Here is a 20,096-nt window from a genome sequence, read left to right on the forward strand (position 1 = left end):
TGGACACGTGTGTATCAGGACATCGTCGGTTTCGCCCTCAGCACCCCCGAGTGGCTGCACACGCTCGCCGAGGTCGGTACGGACGCGGGGCTCTTCCTGTTCGCGGCGCTCTTCGCGGTGGCCGCATGGCGGGCGTGGCGCGCACCCGCCCGGGATCTTGCGCTCGTCGTGGCCGGCCCCGCCGGCGTCGTGCTCGCGTACATCGTCAGCGAGGTCGTCAAGACGCTGGTCCAGGAGGACCGGCCGTGCCGGGGCGGGGTGGCGACCATCGCCGCCTGCCCGCCCCTCGACGACTGGTCGTTCCCCAGCAACCACGCGGTGATCGCCGCCGGCGCCGCGGCCGCCCTCACCCTGGCCTGGCGCCGCCTGGCGTGGACGGTCTTCCCGCTGGCGGCGGTCATGGCGTTCTCACGGGTGTTCGTCGGTGTGCACTACCCGCACGACGTGGCGGCGGGCTTCCTGCTCGGCGCGGTGCTCGCGCCGCTGTTCGCGCTGCTGCTCGTGGGGGCCGTCACCCCTGCGGTACGTCTCGTGCGAACGCGTCTGTCGCCGCGATGAGCCGGTCGAGGATGCCGGGCTCGGTGTAGGCGTGCCCGGCGTCGTCGATCACGTGGAACTCCGCCTCCGGCCAGGCCCGGTGCAGGTCGTACGCGGTGGCCATGGGTGTGCAGGCGTCGTAGCGGCCCTGCACGATCACCGCGGGGATGTGCCTGATCCGGTCGACGTCCCTGATGAGCTGCCCGGGCTCCATCCAGCCGCCGTGGACGAAGTAGTGGTTCTCGATCCTGGCGAACGCGACGGCTTTCTTCTCCTCGCCGAAGTCCGAGACCCGCTTGGGATCGGGCCGCAGCGAGACCGTGCCGCCCTCCCACTGCGCCCACGCCCGCGCGGCGGCCAGCCTGACCTCGTCGTCGGGGCCCTCCAGCCGCTTGTGGTAGGCCGCCATCAGGTCGTCGCGCTCGTCCTGCGGGATCGGGGCGACGTACTGCTCCCACAGGTCGGGGAACAGGTGGCTCGCGCCCTCCTGGTAGAACCAGCGCAGCTCCTGCGGGCGCAGCGTGAAGATGCCGCGCAGCACCAGCTCGGTCGTCCGCTCGGGGTGCGTCTGCGCGTACGCGAGCGCCAGCGTGCTGCCCCACGACCCGCCGAACACCTGCCACTGGTCGATGCCGAGGTGCTCGCGCAGCCGTTCGACGTCGGCCACCAGGTGCCAGGTGGTGTTGGCGCTCAGGTCGGTGGCCGCGTCGGAGGCGTGCGGCAGGCTGCGGCCGCAGTTGCGCTGGTCGAACAGGACGATCCGGTACAGCTCGGGGTTCCACTGGCGCCGGTGGTCGGCGCTGCACCCGCCGCCGGGGCCGCCGTGCAGCATGACGGCGGGCTTGCCCTGCGGGTTGCCGCAGACCTCCCAGTAGATCTGGTTGCCGTCGCCGACGTCGAGCAGGCCGGAGTCGTACGGTTCGATGGGCGGGTACAACGTGTTCATACCGGCTGATCCTGCCACGCGTGCCGGTCGAGGAAGCCACGCTCCCCGGTCGCGTACTCGTGGAAGGCCGTCCGCACCTCCTCGAGGTCAGGGACGATCGCGCGGATGAGCGTGCCCTCCTTGTACTCCAGCTCGTAGCCCGGCGAGACCTGCATGAAGTGGCGGCCGAAGTTCACCAGGGCGACGAACGGGTTGCGCGGCGACAGCGTCCCGAGCACGTCGTGCACCAGCCCGAGGTCAGGGTCGTGGACGATCATGCCGTCGCCCGTGTGGAGCTGCATGCCCTCGTGAACGCCCAGCGGCGCCACGTTGTGCACGAGGTCGCGCTGCGGGTCGTAGCAGACCAGGCCGTGGGCGCGGGCGACCGTGAAGACCTGCGCGGACATCTCGTCCATCGTGTCGAGGTCCATGGACACCATGACGTGGCCGGGGTGGAGCGTGACCTTCCCCGGCAGGTCCTTGACGACGTCGGGCACGTCCGCTGGGGTGGTCTCCGGCTCGGTCCGCTTGACCGCGAGGTACGTGGCGCGCGCCTGGTCGCGGCTGATCGGGACCGGCTCGTCCCAGACCATCAACTCAACACTCATCCGAGTATTTTCGCGGACCCGTCCTCATGCCGGGCCAAACAGGGGCAAGGCATCCGCCAAACCGCCAGGGTGCATCCTGGAAGGGAGAGCCGTTCCCGGCACCGCGCCGTCGGGGACGGCTCGCGACGTCTCTGAACTGGGCGTTTACCCTGCGGCGGAGTAACCGCGCCCGCGGCGGAAAAGAACCAGGGGGGTGATCCACAGGGGCCGGGCTTGCCGGGCAGAGCGGGGGAACGGAACATGGGGAAAGACCGCAAGGGAGCCTCGATGATCGAGATCTGGCCGGGAGACCCCTATCCGCTCGGGGCGACCTACGACGGCGCCGGCACCAATTTCTCGCTCTACACCGAGGTCGCCGACAAGGTCGAGCTGTGCCTGTTCGACGATGACAACGTCGAACGCCGGGTGCCGCTGTCGGAGGTCGACGGGTTCATCTGGCACGGCTACCTGCCGGGAATCGGCCCGGGGCAGCGCTACGGCTACCGTGTGCACGGCCCCTACGACCCGGGGAGCGGCCTGCGCTGCAACCCCAACAAGCTGCTGCTCGACCCGTACGCGATGGCCATCGAGGGCGGCGTCACGTGGAACGAGGCGGCGTACGGCTACCGCTTCGGCCAGCCGGACACCAGGAACGACCTCGACTCGGCCCCGTACGTGCCGCGGTCGATCGTGATCAACCCGTTCTTCGGGTGGGGGCACGACCGGCCGCCCGCGACGCCGTACCACGACACCGTGATCTACGAGGCTCACGTGCGGGGGCTGACGATCAGCCACCCCAAGATCCCGCGCCACCTGCGCGGCACGTACGCGGCGCTCGGCCACCCCGAGATCCTCGACCACCTCACCAAGCTGGGCGTGACGGCGCTGGAGCTCATGCCGGTGCACCAGTTCGTCACCGACCACATCCTGGAAGAGCGCGGCCTGTCCAACTACTGGGGCTACAACTCGATCGGCTTCTTCGCGCCGCACAACCGCTACTCCAGCCAGGGCCAGCGCGGCGGGCAGGTGCTGGAGTTCAAGGCGATGGTGCGCTCGCTGCACGAGGCGGGCATCGAGGTCATCCTCGACGTCGTCTACAACCACACCGCCGAGGGCAACCACCTCGGGCCGACGCTGGGCTTCCGCGGCATCGACAACGTCAACTACTACCGGCTGGTCGACAACGACAGGCGCTACTACGTCGACACCACCGGCACCGGCAACAGCCTGCTCATGCGGTCGCCGCACGTCCTGCAGATGATCATGGACTCACTGCGCTACTGGGTCATCGAGATGCACGTCGACGGGTTCCGTTTCGACCTCGCCTCGACGCTGGCGCGCGAGCTGCACGAGGTCGACCGGCTGAGCGCCTTCTTCGACCTGGTGCAGCAGGACCCCGTGCTGTCGCAGGTCAAGCTCATCGCCGAGCCGTGGGACGTCGGCCCAGGCGGTTACCAGGTGGGCAACTTCCCGTCGCGCTGGACGGAGTGGAACGGCCGCTACCGTGACACGATCCGCGACCTGTGGCGGGGGCAGCCGGCGACGCTGCCGGAGTTCGGCTCGCGGTTCACCGGGTCGAGCGACCTGTACAAGGACGACAGCCGCCGCCCCGCCGCCTCGATCAACTTCGTGACCTGCCACGACGGCTTCACCCTCCAGGACCTCGTCTCGTACGACACCAAGCACAACGAGGCCAACAAGGAGAACAACCGCGACGGCACCGACGACAACCGGTCGTGGAACTGCGGCCAGGAGGGCCCGGCCGACCTCGCCGTCGAGTCGCTGCGCGAGCAGCAGAAGCGCAACTTTCTCACCACGCTGTTCCTGTCGCAGGGCGTGCCGATGCTGTCCCACGGTGACGAACTGGGCCGTACGCAGAAGGGCAACAACAACGGCTACTGCCAGGACAACAAGCTCACCTGGGTCGACTGGTCCGACATACGCGAGAACTGGCTGCTGCTGGAGTTCGCCCAGAGCCTGGCCCAGCTGCGCAAGAAGCATCCGGTCTTCCGGCGCAGGAGGTTCTTCTACGGCAAGCCCGTACGCGGTCTGAGCGACATCGCCTGGCTCACCCCCTCGGGCGAGGAGATGACCGACAGCGACTGGAACGTCGGCTACGCCAAGTCGCTGGCCGTGTTCCTGAACGGTGAGGCGATCACCGAGCCCGACCGGCGCGGCCGGCGGATCCGCGACGACTCGTTCCTGCTGCTGTTCAACGCCCACCACGACACGATCAAGTTCGTCATCCCGAAGGACTACGGCGAGATGTGGCACACCGAGATCGACACGGCCATGCCCATCCGGCTGGACGCCAGGATGGTGCGCGCGGGCGAGGGCATCGACGTTCCTGGTCGCAGCGTGAGGGTGCTCCGCCGTGTCTAGGCCCGTCTCCACCTACCGGGTGCAGCTCACCCCCGACTTCGGTTTCGCGGAGGTGGCGGCGATCGCCGGCTACCTGCGCGACCTCGGCGTGAGCCACGTCTACCTCTCGCCGATCCTGCAGTCCACCCCCGAGTCGCGGCACGGCTACGACGTCACCGACCACTCCCGCATCCGCGAGGAGTTCGGCGGCGCCGACGGCCTCAGGGAGATGGCGCGGCAGCTCGCCGCCCACGACCTGGGCATCGTGGTCGACATCGTGCCCAACCACATGAACACGCTCAACGAGCGGTTCTGGTCGGTGCTGAGGTACGGGCCCGCCTCGCCGTACGCGCACTGGTTCGACATCGACTGGAGCGACGGCACGGTCGCGCTGCCCGTGCTGGGCGACGACGTCGAACCCGTGGTGGACGGCGACGTGCTGCGCTACCACGAGCACTCCTTCCCGCACCCCGGCCGCTACCGGCTGGTCGACTGGCGCGAGGGGCCCGGCTACCGGCGCTTCTTCGACGTGTCGTCGCTGATCGGGCTGCGCGTCGAGGACCCGTCGGTGTTCTTCGCCACGCACGAAGTGATCTTCTGGCTGCTCGACGAGGGCCTGGTCGACGGGCTGCGCGTCGACCATCCCGACGGGCTGGCCGATCCGCGCGGCTACCTGTCGCGGTTGCGCGAGAGGGCGGGCGAGCGGTGGACGGTCGTCGAGAAGATCCTCATCGGGCCGGAGCGGCTGCCCGGCGACTGGGCCTGCGACGGCACGACCGGCTACGACGTACTCAACCGGGTGAACGGGCTGTTCGTCGACCCTTCCGGCAAAGAGCCCCTGGTCAAGATATTTACGGACATGACGGGGCAGCCTCCCGACTACCGTCCGGTCATGGCCCAGGCCAAGCTCGACGTGCTCGACCAGTTCTTCGGCGCCGAGGTCGACCGGCTGGCGCGGGCCGCCTCGTGCGACCCGGCCGCCGTCCGCGAACTGCTCGCCGCGATGCCCGTCTACCGCGCGTACGTGGTGCCGGGGGAGGAGGTGCCCCCCGAGTCGGCGGAGATCGTCGAGCTGGCCGCCGAGTCCTGCTCACCCGCCGTCCAGCCCCTCGTCCGAGAGGTCCTGTACGGCTCCCCTGAGTCGATCGTGCGGTTCCAGCAGACATGCGGGCCCGTCATGGCCAAGGGCGTCGAGGACACCGCCCTCTACCGCTGGTTCCCGCTCGCCTGCCTCAACGAGGTCGGCGGCGAACCCGACCACTTCGGGGTGTCGGTCGACGACTTCCACGACTTCTGCGCCGAGCTGTCCCCGTACACGATGACCACCCTCTCCACGCACGACACCAAGCGGTCGGAGGACGTGCGGGCGCGGCTGTCGGTGCTCTCCGAGATGCCGGGGGAGTGGGCGGCGGCGGTCGCCGAGTGGTCGGCGCAGGTCAGCTTCGACCCCCGTCTCGACTACCTGGCCTGGCAGAACCTCATGGCCGCCTGGCCCGTCTCGGTCGAACGGTTCACCGACTACCTGTTCAAGGCCGCCCGCGAGGCCAAGACCGCCATCTCGTGGGCCAACCCCGACCCCGCCTACGAGCGGCGGCTGCGCGCCTTCGCCGAGGCGGCCGTGCGGCTGCCGGTCGGCGGGTTCGCCGAGCGGATCGAGCCGTACGCGATGTCGAACTCGCTCGGGGCCAAGCTCGTCCAGCTCATGATGCCCGGGGTGCCCGACGTGTACCAGGGCAACGAGACCACCGACTTCTCGCTGGTCGACCCCGACAACCGGCGGCCGGTGAGCTACCCGCGCAAGCCGGAGACCTCATGGGACTCCGCCAAACTGCTGGTCACCACGCAGGCGTTGCGGCTGCGCCGGCGGCTCGGGGGCGCGGCGCCGTACCTGCCGCTCAGGGCGGAAGGGGAACGCGCCGAGCACGTGATCGCCTTCGCCCGCGGCGCCGAGGGAGGGGACGGCCGGCCGCAGGCCGTGGCCGTCGCCACCCGCCTTCCCGTGCGCCTGGCCGCCACGGGTTGGGGACGCACCACGCTGCCACTGCCCCCCGGCACCTGGCGTGACCTCCTCACCGGCGCGCTCGTCTCCGGACGCACGCCGCTCGCGCACCTGCTCGGTCAGTACCCGGTCTCACTGCTGGAGCGACATGATCTTTGAGGTCTGGGCCCCCAGGGCCACAGCGGTCGAGCTGCTCGTCCTCGAAGAACGGCGGTCGATGTCCGCCGGAGCGGGCGGCTGGTGGAGGGCCGAGGTCGAGGGCGCCGGCCACGGCACCCGGTACACCTTCGAGGTGGACGGCGACGGCCCCTACCCCGACCCCCGCTCACGCCGGCAGCCCGAGGGCGTCTTCGGGCCGAGCGCGGTCTACGACCACGACCGTTTCACCTGGTCCGACCACGACTGGAAAGGCCGCGACCTGCGCGGCGCGATCATCTACGAGCTGCACATCGGCACCTTCACCACGGACGGCACGTTCGAGGCGGCCATCGAGAAGCTGCCGCACCTGGTGGAGCTGTGCGTCGACTTCGTGGAGATCATGCCGGTCGCGCCGGTGCCGGGCGGGCGCAACTGGGGCTACGACGGCGTCGACCTGTACGCCGTCAACGAGACCTACGGCGGTCCCGACGGGCTCAAGTCGTTCGTGGACGCCTGCCACCAGGCAGGCATCGGCGTCATCCTCGACGTCGTCTACAACCACCTCGGGCCGTCGGGCAACTTCCTGCGGCCGTTCGGGCCGTACTTCGCCGGCTTCGAGGGCAGCTTCTGGGGCGAGGCGGTCAACCTCGACGGACCGGAATCCGACGAGGTGCGGCGCTACTTCGTCGGCAACGCGCTGCAGTGGCTGCGCGACTACCACATCGACGGGCTGCGCCTCGACGCCGTGCACGCACTGCACGACCGGCGGGCCACCCACCTGCTCGCCGAACTGGCCGCGGAGGTGGACGCGCTGTCCTGCTCGACCGGACGGCCGCTGTCGCTGATCGCGGAGTCAGACCTCAACGACCCGCGCATGGTCCGCTCTCTCGACGCGGGCGGGCTGGGCATGACCGCGCAGTGGAACGACGACGTCCACCATGCCCTGCACTGCGCCGTCAGCGGCGAGAACCACGGCTACTACCAGGACTTCGCCTCGCTGGAGGCCCTGGCCAAGGTGCTCACGCACGGGGTGCTGCACGACGGCTCGTACTCCAGCTTCCGCGCGCGCGGCCACGGCGCCTCCTTCGCCGGGGTGCCCGGACACCGGCTGGTGGCCTGCCTGCAGAACCACGACCAGATCGGCAACCGCCCGGCGGGCGACCGACTGCCGATCACCCCGCTCAAGCTGGGCTCCGGGCTGCTGCTGACCTCGCCGTTCACGCCGATGCTGTTCATGGGGGAGGAGTGGGGGGCGCGCACGCCGTTCCTGTTCTTCTCCGACCACGTGGAGGCGCACCTGCGCGACACCGAGGGGGCGCGGCGGCAGCGCGAGTTCGACGGCTTCGGGTACGCGTGGGAGGCGCCCAACCCGTCCGACGAGGAGTCGTTCCTGCGCTCGAAGCTCGACTGGAGCGAGGTGAAGGAGGAGGAGCACTGGTCGCTGCTGTGCTGGTACCGCGACCTGATCGCGCTGCGCAAGGCACTGCCCGAACTCTCGGACCCACGCCTCGACCGGGTCCGTGTCGAGCTGGACCCCATGGGGAAGTGGCTGCTGATGTGGCGGGGTTCGGTGGCGGTGGCGGTCAACTTCTCATTGGACCCGGTGACCCTCCCCTTGCCGCCCGGCACAATCCTCCTGGCCTCCGACGACCCCATAACCTGCACCGAAACCGGCCTCCACCTCCCCGCACAGTCACTGACGGTCTACCGCCCCACCCCCCACAACCAACCCCAACCGTGACGCCGAGCGCCCCACCTCCGGCCTCGGCAACCTGACCCACCCCGACACCGTCGTGCACTTCCCCGCCGTGCCCTGTGCGGTCGGGTCGTTCGAGCGGCATCCAACGCCTCGTGACTCCTCCGCTCCCTGAAGAGAGCGGCTTCTCGCCCCGCTTGCGCGGGAGACGACGGCCAAGCCCTGACCGATGCCCGAAAGCACGAAAGCAATCGTATCCGGAGGTGGCGACAATTTCCGAGGTTCTGTCACTGCACGCTCGGGCCTTGACGGCCCTCCCGCTCCCGATTCCCCCGTCGCCTCAAGGCGACGGTCCCCTCGGGAGGATCTGATGGAGAGGCCCGACGTGGGTCGTTCGAGTCTCGTGGTTATCCACAAGGGCCGTATTGATCGGGAGCTTATCCACAGAACGCCGTTCGGGCGTCCGGTTGCAGACGCCCGGCGCACATGCTGAGGACCTGCCGTTCCCGTCCGTACGGAGGCCCTCCATGAAGATCGTCCTTCCGCTGCCCGACGCCCTGACCACGACGTTCGTCGTGGCCGTGGAGCAGATGGCATTCGACGCCCGCTCAATCGTCCCCTGGCGCGTCGGTGACCCGTACAGACGGGCGGCCATCGACGCGGTCGCCGGCGGCGCGGTGACCGTCACCCCTCAACCCGTCCCGTGGAAACCCGCGGCCACCACGCTCACCGACGACGAGAGACGCCGCCTGCGCCGCACCCGACAACATGTCGTGGTCGCGGCGACCGCACCGCCGCACCGCTTCCCGTTCGTCGCGCAGGTGGCGAGGGCGGTGGCCAGAGCTCTGGCCCGGGAGTGCGACGGTCTCCTGATCGACCCGCTGACCGGCGCCACCGTCCTCACGTGCGGCAGATGCGCGGCCGAGCCGCCTACGTTCAGCCTCGACGACGACTGGGTGTCATGGGGCGTCGAAACCCACGACGACGCCACCTGCCCACGCGGCCGCTCGGCCCGAGCGAGCCTGCGCGACTGCCCTGGTGGCCGCGCGGCCGGAGCGAGCCTGCCCGACAGCCCTAGCGCCCGCTCGGCCGGAGCGGGCCTTCGCGACAGCCTTAGCGCCCGCTCGGCCGGAGCGGGCCTTCGCGACAGCCTTAGCGGCCGCGCGGCTGGAGCCGGCCTGTGTGACTGCCCGCGTGTGACGTCACGCGGCCTGCGCCGCTTCGCGCTCCCCGAGATCACCATCGACGGCGCCACCTGCGGCCACAGCCTGTGCGCCACCAACCTCCTGCGTACGGTGGGCAGCCGCCTCGTGGCCGACCACCTGTCCTACCTCGCCGCCCATCCCGAGGCGACCACCCGCACGATCGACGACTTCCTCCACATCCCGCCGTCCGACCAGCCCAACGGCCTACCCTTCGCCGTACGCCTTACCCCGTACGACACCGACACGGCCACCGGCACCGACACGAACACCGCCCCCGACACGGTCACCGGCACCCACCCCGACCCCTGCGCCGGCACCGGCACCCACTCCGACCCCTGCGCCGGCACCGGCACCCACTCCGACCCCTGCGCCGGCACCGGCAACGGCACTTGCTCTGGCACTTGTTCGGGCACGGGCCCTCGCGCCGATGGCGCAGGCATGGGCCCTCGCACCGGCACCCAGCCCCACCCCCATCTGCACTCTGGCTCCCACCCTCACCTTCACCCTGGCCCTCACCTTCACGCCGGCGCCGGCGCGGGTACCGACGTCGGCGAGCCTGGCCGGGCCCGAGAGATTCGCCGACTCATGGTGGACCCCGTCCCAGGCACGGGCCAGGTCGCGTGTCTCAAGGTCGGCCCGCCTCCAAGCTCCTCCGACGGTCCGTCGCACGGCCGGCGCTGCGTCACCCACATCGCCCCTCCGACCCCGTACCCCTTGACGGACCCCCATTCCCCCGCCCTGGCCGCCTGAGCAAGTGAGGAGTTCTGACCACATATGTGAAATAAGTGAAGATTGTTCTGAACCGTTTCGAGGGTTACGTCCGTCCAAAGGGCATGATCCCGTTTGAGATGATCGACGAAGATCTGCGCGTCGCGCGCACGCGGGCGCACCGCCGCGACGAGCTCGCCAGACGCCGTACGACCATCGCCGCATCAGTACGGGAGTCCCAACACAAGCTCGACGCGATCGCCGTATGGGATCAAGAGGACGTGGCCGCCGAGGAAGCTCGCCTGCGCGCGTACACCGGGGCCCTCGCCGCGGTGGAACAAGAACTCGCCGACCTCGGCCCGGCCCAGGAGCTGTACGACGAACTGCTCATCCGCGAAGAACGCCGACTGATCGAGTCCGCTGATTCCCGAGGCGCCGAACTGCTGGAACTCGGTCGCCTGCTGGCCGAACTGGACGTCGAACTCCCAGCCGGCATACGCGCCCGCAACACCGGCCGCACCCTCCTCCACCACCAACACCAGCCCCTAACCCACAAGCCCACACGCGGGACGCCGCCCGGCGCGACCCGGGACCACACCCCTGAGACACCGCCCGGCGCGACCCGGGATCGCACTCCTGAGACGCCAACCGTTGCCACTTGGGGGCGTGCCGATGGGTTGCCGGATGATGTCGTCCAGGAGCGTGCTGTTGGGACCTCGACCCGTGCCGGACAGGAGCACGCCCCTGGGACGTCGACCGGCGCCGTGGGGGAGTGTGCCGTTGAGACGTCGGGCGGGTCGGCGCGCGGGGGTGGCAGGGGTGCGGGGGTTGGGTCCGTCTGTGGGGGCGAGTTCGGTGCTGCCGGTGAGTGTGAGGCAAGGGCGGCGTTCGTCCGTGAAGTTGCGGTGCTCGGGATGACGGTGCCCGACCTCGCTGACCGGAGCGCCCTCAGTGCCCTGGTGGAGGAACTGGAGGAACGCTGCCGCGAACTCCGACGCCTCCGCGACAAGCTCCGCGCCCGCCGCGAAGAGCTCCTCCTCGGCTCCACCCACCGCTGACAGACGCCCACCACCACGCCGCCTGGTCCGCGCCGCAGAGCCTGCTGAGGCTGCGTCCACGGACGCGAGGCACGGATCCGACCTGGCCGGAGCTGGGTGGATGGCGCGCTGGTGATTCTGTGCCGACCAGAGCGGGTGCCGGCCCCGGCAACGCTGTCTTGGGTGGCGCTGGTTCGGGCGGGTGCTGGCACAGGCAACGCTGCCTTGAGCTTGCTCCGCTTCGACGGACACCATCGTTGTGGTGGTCAGGCCGCTGCGGTCGGGGGGTGGGGGTGGTGGCGGCTGAGGATGTGGCGTAGGGCGGTTTCCAGGGTGGCGGTGGGGTCGGGGGCGAGGTCGAGGGAGCGCCAGGCCACGTAACCGTCAGGGCGCACCAGTACGGCGCCGCCCCCGCGGACCCCGTACGCCTCGGTGAACCGGCCCTCCACGTCCATCAGTTCGTCGTCCACGAGGAGCCGTGTCAGGCGCACCTGAAGCCGGTCCTTGACCAGCCGCCCCGCGTCCATCCACGGCTGCCCGGCGCTCTTGGCGGCCAGCAGCACGAACCCGGAGCCGAACAGGTCGATGGTGGACATCCGCTGCCCGTCCCAGTCGAGCACCACGTGCGGGGCACGGCTGCCGGGACGTCCGTTCGGCACACGCGGATCCTCCAGGATCGACCCGTCGTCGCCTGGCTCGTCGATGATCGCCGTCGAGTGGTACCGGAATCCGAGGAGAGCGCCCGCCGGGTCGTCGAGCGGTTCCGGGTAGCCGACCCGGAGTGCCGGAGGCATGCGTACGCCCAGGTTGGCGAGCTGCGCGTCGGCGGTGAGGGCACCGATCGGGCGGCGTTCGGCGTCGTAGGTGTCGAGGAAGTCAGGGCCGGCCTGGCCGGTGATCACGAGCCACAGCCGCCAGGCGAGGTCGCACCCGTCCTGCAGCGCGGTGCTGCCGCCCTGTCCGCCGGTCGGCGGCATGGTGTGGGCGGCGTCCCCGGCGAAGAACACCCGTCCGGCCCGGTACGTGTCGGCGAGCGTGTGCGCCAGGTCGAAGGACGTGGTGTCCAGGATGCGCACGTCCAGGTCGGGCCGGCCGATCGCCGTCCGTATCAGCTCGACGCAGCGCTGCTCGGTGAAGTCGGACTCGCTCTGGCCGTCGGCGTAATTGACGCCGAGCACGTGCGCGCCGACGCCGGTGCCGGAGACGAGGACCCCGGTGAAGACGTCGTTCTGCAGGTACCAGAGCGTGACCTCGCGATCCCGGACGATCCCGGACAGATCGGCGTCGAACATGATCGAGCACATGCGCCCCAGCTCGCCCTTGCCCGAGGTGGGGACGTTCAGCATCCGCCGCAGCGGGCTGCGGTGCCCGTCGGCGGCCACCACGTAGTCGGCGCGTACGACGTGATCGCCGTCCGCGTCGCGGATGACGGCCGTGACACCGTCGCCGTCCTGGTCGAGCGAGCGGAGCTCGGTGGAGAAGCGCAGGTCGGCGCCCAGTTCCTCGGCCTTGCGGCGCAGGACGCGCTCGATCTCGGCCTGCGGTGCCCCAATCGTCATCACCGGCGTGACTCGCGACAGGAACGCCAGTTCCTCGTGCTCGTCATGCATGATCATGTGCGGCTCGGGGTCGGTCAGGCTCTTGGCGATCGCGATGCGCATGGTGTCGCCGATGCCCGTCCAGATGTTCGCGAGCTGTTCCTCCAGGCCGGGGACCGGACGCAGCATCTCGACCGCGCGCGGGCCCACGCCGAACGCCTTGGGTTGGACGGACGTGCCGGGATGCCGTTCGACCAGCATGACGGGAATCTCCCGCCAGGCCAGCAGGGCCGCGGCGCTGAGGCCCGCATATCCACCACCGACCACCAGAACGGGCACGCGCTCATGCTCCATGACTTACTCACCTCCGAAGACGCGTACTATCGCGTGCAGACACGATATGTCGCATCTCCGCCGCCAGTCAAGACATATCTCGACATGGGTGCGGGGCCTCCTCAGGTGTGGAGAGCTTGCTGCGCTGGGCGCTCCCCGCCGGTTCGTCGGTGGACGGGGTGTCTGAAGGCACGCGAAGAGCTGAGGAACGTGGGACGACCGTCCGAGACGGCTGGTGTCCTCCAGGCGCACCGGGCCCAGGTGCGGAGCGGACGCGCTACAAGGGTGCGCTGGTGGTGAAGGCGCGGCGCGATGACATGTGCACCGTGTGCGGCCGCGCCCTCGCGTTGAAGGGCGGTGGCGGGGTTGCATGCGCGCCCAGTGCTGTGTCCCGCCTAGTCACCGCGCTGGACGTGGCCGGGCCGGCCTTTCTGACGCCAGCAGACAGTGACTGTCCTGCCTGCCTCTCTGACAGCAGCAGACAGTGACTGTCCTGCCTTCCCTTCTGACGGCTGGAGACAGTGACCGGCCCGGATCGAGCGGCCGTGACACGAGCGGCCACGACGCGGGCCGGTCGTCAGGACAGGTGGCTCTCCAGGGACTCGATCTTGGACGTCATGCCGTCCGTGACCCCCTCGCGCAGGTCGGCCTTCAGAACGAGGCTCACCCGCGGTGCGACCTCAGCCACCGCGTCGACGGCACGCTTGACGACGTCCATGACCTCGTCCCATTCGCCTTCGATCGTGGTGAACATCGAGTCCGTACGGTTCGGCAGGCCGCTGTCGCGGACCACCTTGACGGCGCGGGCCACGGGCTCGGCGACTCCTTCGCCGACGCCCAGCGGAGTGATGGAGAATGCGACGATCATGTGCTGCCCTCTCGCGCGGTCCGGAGGCTTCCGATCTTAGCCGGCCCGCCCACGCCGGCCGCAGCCCCCAAGCAGCGCAGGTCAAGCCCCCGAACAGCCCCCGGACAGCGAAAAGCCACGACGTGGGAACGTCGTGGCCGCCGCCCTACCTCACCACCTGACGATCAGTGGTCGTGCTCCTCGTCTTCTTCCTCGCTAGGTCCTTCGGACGGCTCGACGCCCAGCACGGCCTCGCGGGGCTCGATCTCGCTGATGTGGTCGACGAGCTGGAGCACGTGGTCGGGCTCGATCAGCCACTGCAGCGCCGAGGCGCCGGAGTCGTCGGAGGCGACCAGTTCGGCCTGCTCCGTGCGCTCCTCGTCGGCGAGGTCGGCGTCGGGGTGTCTGATCTCAGCCAGCGCCGCGGCCTGCAGCGCCTCCATGTCGAGCACCTCGACGGTCAGCTCGACCGTGAGGCGCAGGAACTTCGGTTCATCACTCATGGCGACGATGCTAGGGCAGCTTCCACTCCACAGGCGCCGCGCCCTGCTGGATGAGCAGCTCATTGGCCCTGCTGAACGGCCGGGAGCCGAAGAATCCGCTACGGGCGGACAGCGGGGACGGGTGCGCCGACTCGATGCGCGGCACGTCGCCGAGCATCGGCGCGAGGTTGCGGGCGTCGCGGCCCCACAGGATGGCGACCAGCGGCTTGTCGCGCGACACCAGGGCCTTGATGGCCTGCTCGGTGATCTGCTCCCAGCCCTTGCCCCGGTGGGAGGCGGGCTTGCCCGGCATGACGGTGAGCACCCTGTTGAGCAGCAGCACGCCCTGCTCTGCCCACGGCGTCAGGTCGCCGTTGGACGCCCGTGGCAGCCCGAGGTCGGTCTCCATCTCCTTGTAGATGTTGACCAGGCTGCCGGGCAGCGGGCGCACGTCGGGCGCGACCGAGAACGACAGGCCGACGGGGTGGCCGGGCGTCGGGTACGGGTCCTGGCCCATGATCAGCACCTTGACCTCGTCGAAGGGCTGGTTGAACGCGCGCAGGACATTGGCGCCCGACGGCAGGTACTGCCGTCCTTCGGCGATCTCCTTGCGCAGGAACTCACCCATCAGGGAGATCTGCTCGGCGACGGGCTCGAGCGCGCGTGCCCATCCGGCTTCGACGACTTCGTTCAGTGGACGACCGGCCATGGTCGTTGAGCTTAGCCAGGTCTCGTACGGCTTGGAGCCGAAACGTCTGTTCGGATCGTACCGAAACGATCACATGGTGGGGGGCCCGCCTGCCCCCCTTGGGAGGCGGGCGCCCCACCGGGTCACTTCACGGAGCCGGCCATCATGCCCTGGACGAAGTACCGCTGGAACGCGAAGAACAGGACCAGCGGGATGATCAGCGACATGAACGCGCCGGACGAGAGGATGTCGACGTTCGACCCGAACTGCCGCATCTGCGACTGCAGGTACTTGGTCATCGGCTGGTTGCCGGTGTCGGCGAAGACCAGCGCGATGAGCATGTCGTTCCACACCCACAGGAACTGGAAGATGCCGAGCGACGCGATGGCCGGCTTGCCCAGCGGGAAGACGACCGACGCGAAGATCTTCCATTCCGAGGCGCCGTCCATCCTGGCGGCCTCCAGCAACGACGCCGGGATGCCGACGAAGAAGTTGCGGAGCAGGAAGATGGCGAACGGCAGGCCGAACGCCACGTGGAACAGGATCACCCCGGGCAGCGACCCGAAGATGCCGGCGGCGCCGTACAGGCTCGCGACGGGGATCAGCGCGATCTGGATCGGCACGATGAGCAGCCCGACGACGACGAGGAACGCGGTGTCGCGGCCGCGGAAGTCCATCCACGCGAACGCGTACGCCGCCATCGCCGCGATGCCGATCACGAGGACCGTGGTCGGGACGGTGATGAGCACGGTGTTCCAGAACGACGCGGTGAAGCCGCTGCCGAGCAGGTTGGCGTAGTTCTGGATGGTCAGCTCGGCCGGCTTGGTGAAGATCGTCCACCAGCCCTCGGCGTTGTTGACCTGTGTCGTACGCATGGAGACGACCAGCAGGCCGAGCGTCGGCACGAGCCAGAACAGGCCGAGCACCACCATGACGACCTGGACGGCGCCGCTGCCCAGCCGGTCGACCAGCTTGCTCGCCAGGCTCCTGCGCGGCGCTCCTGCCTCCAGCCCCGTCGGGGCCGTGGCGGTCGCTGTGCTCATGAGTCTCCCCTCCTGAACCTGCGGATGTTCATGATCATGAAGGGGAGGACCAGCAGGAGCAGGAAGATGGCCAGCGCGCTGCCCAGCCCCTGGTTGTTGCCACCGCCGAACGCCACGCGCCACATCTCCAGCGCCACCACGTTCGCCTGCGGCTGGACGGAGGCCGGCGCGATGATGAAGACGAGGTCGAAGACCTTCAGCGTATTGATGATCATCGTCACGAAGACGACGAGCAGCACCGGCGACAGCAGCGGGACGGTGATCCTGCGGAACACCTGCCACTCCGTGGCGCCGTCGATGCGGGCGGCCTCCAGCGCGTCACGCGGGATGGCGGCGAGCCCGGCCGCGATCAGCACCATGGCGAAACCGGCCCACACCCAGACGAACGCGCCGATGATGGCGGGCGTGATGAGCGTCGGCCCGAGCCAGGACAGCCCGCCGTACGAGGTCTCGAAGTTCGACTGCGGCAGCCGTACGGTGTAGGAGCCCTGGGGCAACCCCTCGAACTGGAACGAGCCGTCCTCGGCCGTGGTCGCGGTCGCCGCGACCTGGCCGTCGGCCTGCAGCGCCTCGACGGTCATGCCGGGCAGGCCGCGCTCGGCGGCGTCCACGACGTTGTTCTGGCCGCCGCCTCCTGGCGTGAAGTCGAACCAGACGGTGCCCGCCAGGCCGTCGCCCGCGGCGTCGGCCCGCGCCGGCTGCGCGTTGTCCGGCATGAACTCGGGCCGGACGCCGACGATGGGGATCAGCACCGGCCGGCCCGCCTGCGCGGGCTGCTTGGTGACGACCGCGCCGTTCTGGTCGGCCACCGGAGACTCGTCGCCCCCGCGCGGCCGCGCCTCCGGGTAGCCCTGCGAGGTCGAGAACGTGTCGTGGACGGTGGTGAGGATGGCGTTGGCCACACCCCGGTCGGGGTTCTCCTCGTACACCAGGCGGAAGATCACGCCGGCCGCCATGAGGGAGACGGCCATCGGCATGAAGACGATGAGCTTGAACGCCGTCGACCACCGGATGCGCTCGGTCAGGACTGCGAAGATCAGACCCAGCGTGGTGACCATGATCGGCGCGACCACGACCCAGATGAGGTTGTTGCGGATCGTGGTGAGCATGCCCGAGTCGCTGAAGATCGTGGCGTAGTTGCCCAGCCCCACGAACCCGGTGCCCGCCGCGTCGAACAGGCTCCGGAAGATCGAGTAGACGATCGGGTAGACGACCCAGACGCCCAGCAGCAGCGCCGCCGGGAGGAGGAAGGCGATGGCGACCGCCGGCGAGGGGCCGAGGCGTCGTCGTTCACTGGGGGATGCAGCCGGTCCGGGTGAGGGCCCGCCCGCGGCCTGCGCGGGCGGATCCTGCCGGCCGTCCAACCGTTCGGTCACGGCCTTACCTCTTTACTTCCAGGCCTTGGCGGCCTCGGATTCCAGGGCCTCCTGCGCGCCCTTGATGTCACTGGGGTTGCGGACGAAGTCCTGCAGCACCTTCCACGAGCCCTTGCCGTCGGTGCCGCCGAAGGCACTCGGGGCCAGGTCGGACATGTCGTAGCGGACGGCGTCGCCGGCCGAGACGATCGTCTGGCCGAGCTGCTTGGTCAGCTCGTCGGGGTAGTTGTCGGGAGAGACGTTCTTGTTGGGCGACAGGTAGCCGGGGAGCTTGGCCCAGACCTCGCCGCCCTCCTTGGAGGCCAGGAACTGCAGCAGGGCCATGGCGCCGGGGGAGTCCTTCATGGCCACCGCCACGTCACCGCCGAGCACGACGGGGGAGGTGTCGCCCACATTCGGGAACGGGAAGTACTTCGCCTCCTCGCCCAGCTTGGCGCCCGAGACGCCGGCCTCGACGGCCACGAAGTCGGCCTCGATGACCATGGCGGCGTCGTCGGTGCCGTAGACCTTGCTCACGCAGGTCGGGAAGTCGGTCTGCATGGTGCCCGAGGTGCCGCCGACCAGGTAGTCGTCCTTGACGATCTGCTGGATCTTCTCCAGCGCGGTGGTCACGGTGGGGTCGGTCCAGGGGATCTCGTGCTTGGAGAGCTTGTCGTAGTTCTCCGGACCGGCGGTCGACAGGTAGACGTTCTCGAAGAGGTCGGTCAGCGTCCAGCCGGAGGCGCCGCACAGCGAGAACGGCGGGGTGCCGGAGTCGGCGACGGTCTGCGCGGCCTTGACCAGCTCGTCCCAGGTGGCGGGCGGCTGCACGCCGGCGTCCTCGAACGCCTGGCTGCGGTACCAGACCAGCGACTTGTGCGCCGCCTTGATCAGCACGCCGTACACCTGGCCGTCGGCGGAGCCGAGCTCCTTCCAGTACGGCGTGTAGTTGGTGTCGATCTCCTTGACGACGTCGGCGCTCAGCGGCTTGAGCGCCTGCTGGTCGGCGTACTGTTGCACGAGACCGGGCTGCGGCAGGATCGCCACGTCGGGCGGGCTGCCGCCCTGGATGCGCGGGCCGAGGTAGGCGGCGGTGTCCTCGCCGGTGGAGGCGTACGTGACCTTCGCGCCGGTCTTCTCGGTGAAGGCCGCCAGCACCTGCTCGAAGTTCTTCTGCTCGGCGCCGGTCCACTTGGCCGCCACCTCCAGGGTCACGCCCTGGAGCGGCTTGTCGCCGCCGCCGGCCGCCGGGGCCGAGGCCTCGCCGCTAGGTGCCGTGGTCGTGGGCGCGTTGCCGCAGGCGGCTACGGCTACCGCGAGCCCGGCCAGGATCACTGCTGCTCTGCCTTTTCGCATGGCTGCCCTCACTGGGTTCTGATGATCTCTTCGAGTTCTGACTTCATCGAGACCGCCACGTCGGCGGCGGACTCGGGGGTGGGGTTGCCGAGCGCCTTGGCGACCGAACTGGCGATCACCAGGCTCAGCTGGTTGTAGTTGGCGTTCACCGGCCGTGCGCGGGCCGCGAGGATGCTCTCCTTGAGCACGGGCAGGTAGGGGAACCGCTCGACGAGCTCGGGGTCGTCGTAGAGCTCCGTCCACACGGGTGGGAAGGAGCCCTCGGTGAGCACCCGGCGCTCGTTCTCCAGGCTCGTGAAGTAGCGGATGAACTCCTGCGCGGTCTGCTGGTGCTTGGAGAAGGCGCTGACGGCGAGGTTCGCGCCGCCGAGCGTGCTGGAGCCCGGCCCGTTCAGGCCGGGCAGCCGCGTCACGGCCACCTTGTCGCCCAGTTCGGCCTTCGCGGGTCCGTACGCGTGCGGCCAGTTGCGGGCGAAGGCGAGCCGGCCCTCCTGGAAGGCCAGGCGCGACTCCTCCTCCTTGTACGTCAGCGACTCCTGCGGGATCCAGCCTTCGCGCAGGCCCTGGAGCAGGAAGCCGAGGGCGGTCGCGCCGACGGACGGGGAGAGGGTCACCTCGGTGCCGTCGCGGCTGACGAGCTCGCCTCCGGCGGACTGCACGGCTTCGGAGAAGTTCACCGTGAGCCCTTCGTACGCCAGGAATTGCCCGGCATACCCTCCGATTTTGCGCTTTTTCGTGATCTCGCGTGCTTGGTCGCGTAGTTCCGCCCACGTCCTGGGCGGCTTGTCGACCAGGTCGGTCCGGTAGTAGAGCAGCCCCGCGTTGCTGGTGTACGGGACCGCCCACAGCTTGTTCTTGTAGATCGCCGTCTCCACGACGGGCGGCAGGAACCTGTCGAGCGGGAACAACCCGCGCTCCAGGGGGATGATCCAGCCGTTCTCCGCGAACTCGGCGGTCAGGATCACGTCCAGACCGAGCACGTCGTACTGGCTGCTGCGCGCCTGGAGGTTGGCCACCATCTGGGCGCGTTGCTCGTCGGCGGCCTCGGGCAGCTCCAGCAGTGTCACCTTCTCTGCCGGATGCGCCTGGTTCCAGCGGTCGAGCAGCGGTTGCAGGTACGCCGTCGTGTCACGTCCGGTGGCGAAGGTGATGGGGCCTGTTCCGCCCGTGCCCTGCGCGCCACCGTCGTCGTCGCCCGACGCCGCGCAGCCGGCCGCGAGCAGCACGGCCATCAGCAACGGAAGCGGGCGAAGCACGCTGT

The 20,096-nt window shown here is 69.6% G+C and carries 16 protein-coding genes; 6 read left to right on the plus strand and 10 right to left on the minus strand.

Annotated elements, in window-relative coordinates; genetic code table 11:
• The first annotated feature begins 9 nt into the window (after positions 1-9).
• The gene (locus BLR04_RS11585; protein ID WP_090762609.1) at positions 10-558 is read left to right on the plus strand and encodes a phosphatase PAP2 family protein; all 549 of its coding nucleotides are present in this window, start codon (positions 10-12) and stop codon (positions 556-558) included.
• On the opposite strand, the gene pip is transcribed toward BLR04_RS11585, so the two are convergent.
• Together pip and BLR04_RS11595 are read right to left on the minus strand one after the other, a co-directional pair.
• Positions 512-1,483: a prolyl aminopeptidase gene (pip, locus tag BLR04_RS11590; RefSeq protein ID WP_090762611.1), complete on the minus strand. Its 972-nt coding sequence runs from the start codon at positions 1,481-1,483 to the stop codon at positions 512-514. The two genes, BLR04_RS11585 and pip, sit on opposite strands and share 47 nt — an antisense overlap.
• Entirely contained in the window at positions 1,480-2,070 is a 591-nt protein-coding gene (locus tag BLR04_RS11595; RefSeq protein WP_245740185.1) for a hypothetical protein, read from the minus strand. Before BLR04_RS11595 ends, pip begins: the two co-directional genes overlap by 4 nt.
• Before the next feature lie 267 nt (positions 2,071-2,337).
• Here BLR04_RS11595 and glgX point away from each other — a divergent pair, with 267 nt between their 5' ends.
• The 5 genes from glgX (at position 2,338) to BLR04_RS39615 (ending at position 11,214) form a co-directional block, all read left to right on the plus strand.
• Complete coding sequence (gene glgX / locus BLR04_RS11600) at positions 2,338-4,431, plus strand: glycogen debranching protein GlgX (RefSeq protein ID WP_090762615.1); 2,094 nt, start codon at positions 2,338-2,340, stop codon at positions 4,429-4,431.
• On the plus strand, positions 4,424-6,568 hold the full coding sequence (treY, locus tag BLR04_RS11605; protein ID WP_090762617.1) for a malto-oligosyltrehalose synthase: 2,145 nt from the start codon (positions 4,424-4,426) through the stop codon (positions 6,566-6,568). The genes glgX and treY overlap by 8 nt, the downstream gene beginning before the upstream one ends.
• Positions 6,558-8,288 (plus strand): malto-oligosyltrehalose trehalohydrolase, encoded by a 1,731-nt coding sequence (gene treZ / locus BLR04_RS11610; protein ID WP_090762619.1) that lies wholly within the window; start codon positions 6,558-6,560, stop codon positions 8,286-8,288. The genes treY and treZ overlap by 11 nt, the downstream gene beginning before the upstream one ends.
• Before the next feature lie 482 nt (positions 8,289-8,770).
• Entirely contained in the window at positions 8,771-10,198 is a 1,428-nt protein-coding gene (locus BLR04_RS40550; RefSeq protein WP_090762620.1) for a hypothetical protein, read from the plus strand.
• Between the two features lie 35 nt (positions 10,199-10,233).
• Positions 10,234-11,214, plus strand: coding sequence for a hypothetical protein (locus BLR04_RS39615; protein ID WP_143022017.1), 981 nt, complete (start codon positions 10,234-10,236; stop codon positions 11,212-11,214).
• A gap of 245 nt (positions 11,215-11,459) precedes the next feature.
• Here the strand turns inward: BLR04_RS39615 and BLR04_RS11625 are convergent, their stop codons facing one another.
• The 8 genes from BLR04_RS11625 to BLR04_RS11660 all read right to left on the minus strand — a co-directional run bounded on the left by BLR04_RS11625 (position 11,460) and on the right by BLR04_RS11660 (position 20,091).
• Positions 11,460-13,085, minus strand: a complete 1,626-nt coding sequence (locus tag BLR04_RS11625; RefSeq protein WP_090762623.1) for an FAD-dependent monooxygenase — start codon at positions 13,083-13,085, stop codon at positions 11,460-11,462.
• Positions 13,086-13,641: 556 nt separating this feature from the next.
• Positions 13,642-13,932, minus strand: a complete 291-nt coding sequence (locus tag BLR04_RS11630; protein ID WP_090762625.1) for an MTH1187 family thiamine-binding protein — start codon at positions 13,930-13,932, stop codon at positions 13,642-13,644.
• A 164-nt stretch (positions 13,933-14,096) separates the two neighbouring features.
• Positions 14,097-14,414, minus strand: coding sequence for a hypothetical protein (locus BLR04_RS11635; RefSeq protein WP_090762627.1), 318 nt, complete (start codon positions 14,412-14,414; stop codon positions 14,097-14,099).
• A 10-nt stretch (positions 14,415-14,424) separates the two neighbouring features.
• Positions 14,425-15,102 carry a uracil-DNA glycosylase gene (locus BLR04_RS11640; protein WP_090762629.1) on the minus strand — a complete coding sequence of 226 codons (678 nt, stop codon included), beginning with the start codon at positions 15,100-15,102 and terminating at the stop codon, positions 14,425-14,427.
• 122 nt (positions 15,103-15,224) lie between these two features.
• Positions 15,225-16,124, minus strand: coding sequence for a carbohydrate ABC transporter permease (locus BLR04_RS11645; RefSeq protein ID WP_090762631.1), 900 nt, complete (start codon positions 16,122-16,124; stop codon positions 15,225-15,227).
• Positions 16,121-17,500 carry an ABC transporter permease subunit gene (locus BLR04_RS11650; RefSeq protein ID WP_090762633.1) on the minus strand — a complete coding sequence of 460 codons (1,380 nt, stop codon included), beginning with the start codon at positions 17,498-17,500 and terminating at the stop codon, positions 16,121-16,123. The genes BLR04_RS11645 and BLR04_RS11650 overlap by 4 nt, the downstream gene beginning before the upstream one ends.
• Before the next feature lie 12 nt (positions 17,501-17,512).
• Positions 17,513-18,835, minus strand: a complete 1,323-nt coding sequence (locus tag BLR04_RS11655; protein WP_090762635.1) for an ABC transporter substrate-binding protein — start codon at positions 18,833-18,835, stop codon at positions 17,513-17,515.
• Between the two features lie 8 nt (positions 18,836-18,843).
• Positions 18,844-20,091, minus strand: coding sequence for an ABC transporter substrate-binding protein (locus BLR04_RS11660; protein ID WP_245740186.1), 1,248 nt, complete (start codon positions 20,089-20,091; stop codon positions 18,844-18,846).
• Positions 20,092-20,096: the final 5 nt, after the last annotated feature.

Origin of the sequence: Nonomuraea maritima (genome assembly GCF_900100395.1) — a bacterium.
In the GTDB taxonomy this organism is placed as follows: Bacteria; Actinomycetota; Actinomycetes; order Streptosporangiales; family Streptosporangiaceae; genus Nonomuraea; species Nonomuraea maritima.

What these genes read in the sequence shown, in the direction of transcription:
- pip (WP_090762611.1), bottom strand. Translation starts at nt 1,483, where the DNA reads ATGAACACGTTGTACCCGCCCATCGAACCGTACGACTCCGGCCTGCTC.
- BLR04_RS11595 (WP_245740185.1), bottom strand. Translation starts at nt 2,070, where the DNA reads ATGAGTGTTGAGTTGATGGTCTGGGACGAGCCGGTCCCGATCAGCCGC.
- glgX (WP_090762615.1), top strand. Translation starts at nt 2,338, where the DNA reads ATGATCGAGATCTGGCCGGGAGACCCCTATCCGCTCGGGGCGACCTAC.
- treZ (WP_090762619.1), top strand. Translation starts at nt 6,558, where the DNA reads ATGATCTTTGAGGTCTGGGCCCCCAGGGCCACAGCGGTCGAGCTGCTC.
- BLR04_RS40550 (WP_090762620.1), top strand. Translation starts at nt 8,771, where the DNA reads ATGAAGATCGTCCTTCCGCTGCCCGACGCCCTGACCACGACGTTCGTC.
- BLR04_RS11625 (WP_090762623.1), bottom strand. Translation starts at nt 13,085, where the DNA reads ATGGAGCATGAGCGCGTGCCCGTTCTGGTGGTCGGTGGTGGATATGCG.
- BLR04_RS11630 (WP_090762625.1), bottom strand. Translation starts at nt 13,932, where the DNA reads ATGATCGTCGCATTCTCCATCACTCCGCTGGGCGTCGGCGAAGGAGTC.
- BLR04_RS11635 (WP_090762627.1), bottom strand. Translation starts at nt 14,414, where the DNA reads ATGAGTGATGAACCGAAGTTCCTGCGCCTCACGGTCGAGCTGACCGTC.
- BLR04_RS11640 (WP_090762629.1), bottom strand. Translation starts at nt 15,102, where the DNA reads ATGGCCGGTCGTCCACTGAACGAAGTCGTCGAAGCCGGATGGGCACGC.
- BLR04_RS11645 (WP_090762631.1), bottom strand. Translation starts at nt 16,124, where the DNA reads ATGAGCACAGCGACCGCCACGGCCCCGACGGGGCTGGAGGCAGGAGCG.
- BLR04_RS11655 (WP_090762635.1), bottom strand. Translation starts at nt 18,835, where the DNA reads ATGCGAAAAGGCAGAGCAGCAGTGATCCTGGCCGGGCTCGCGGTAGCC.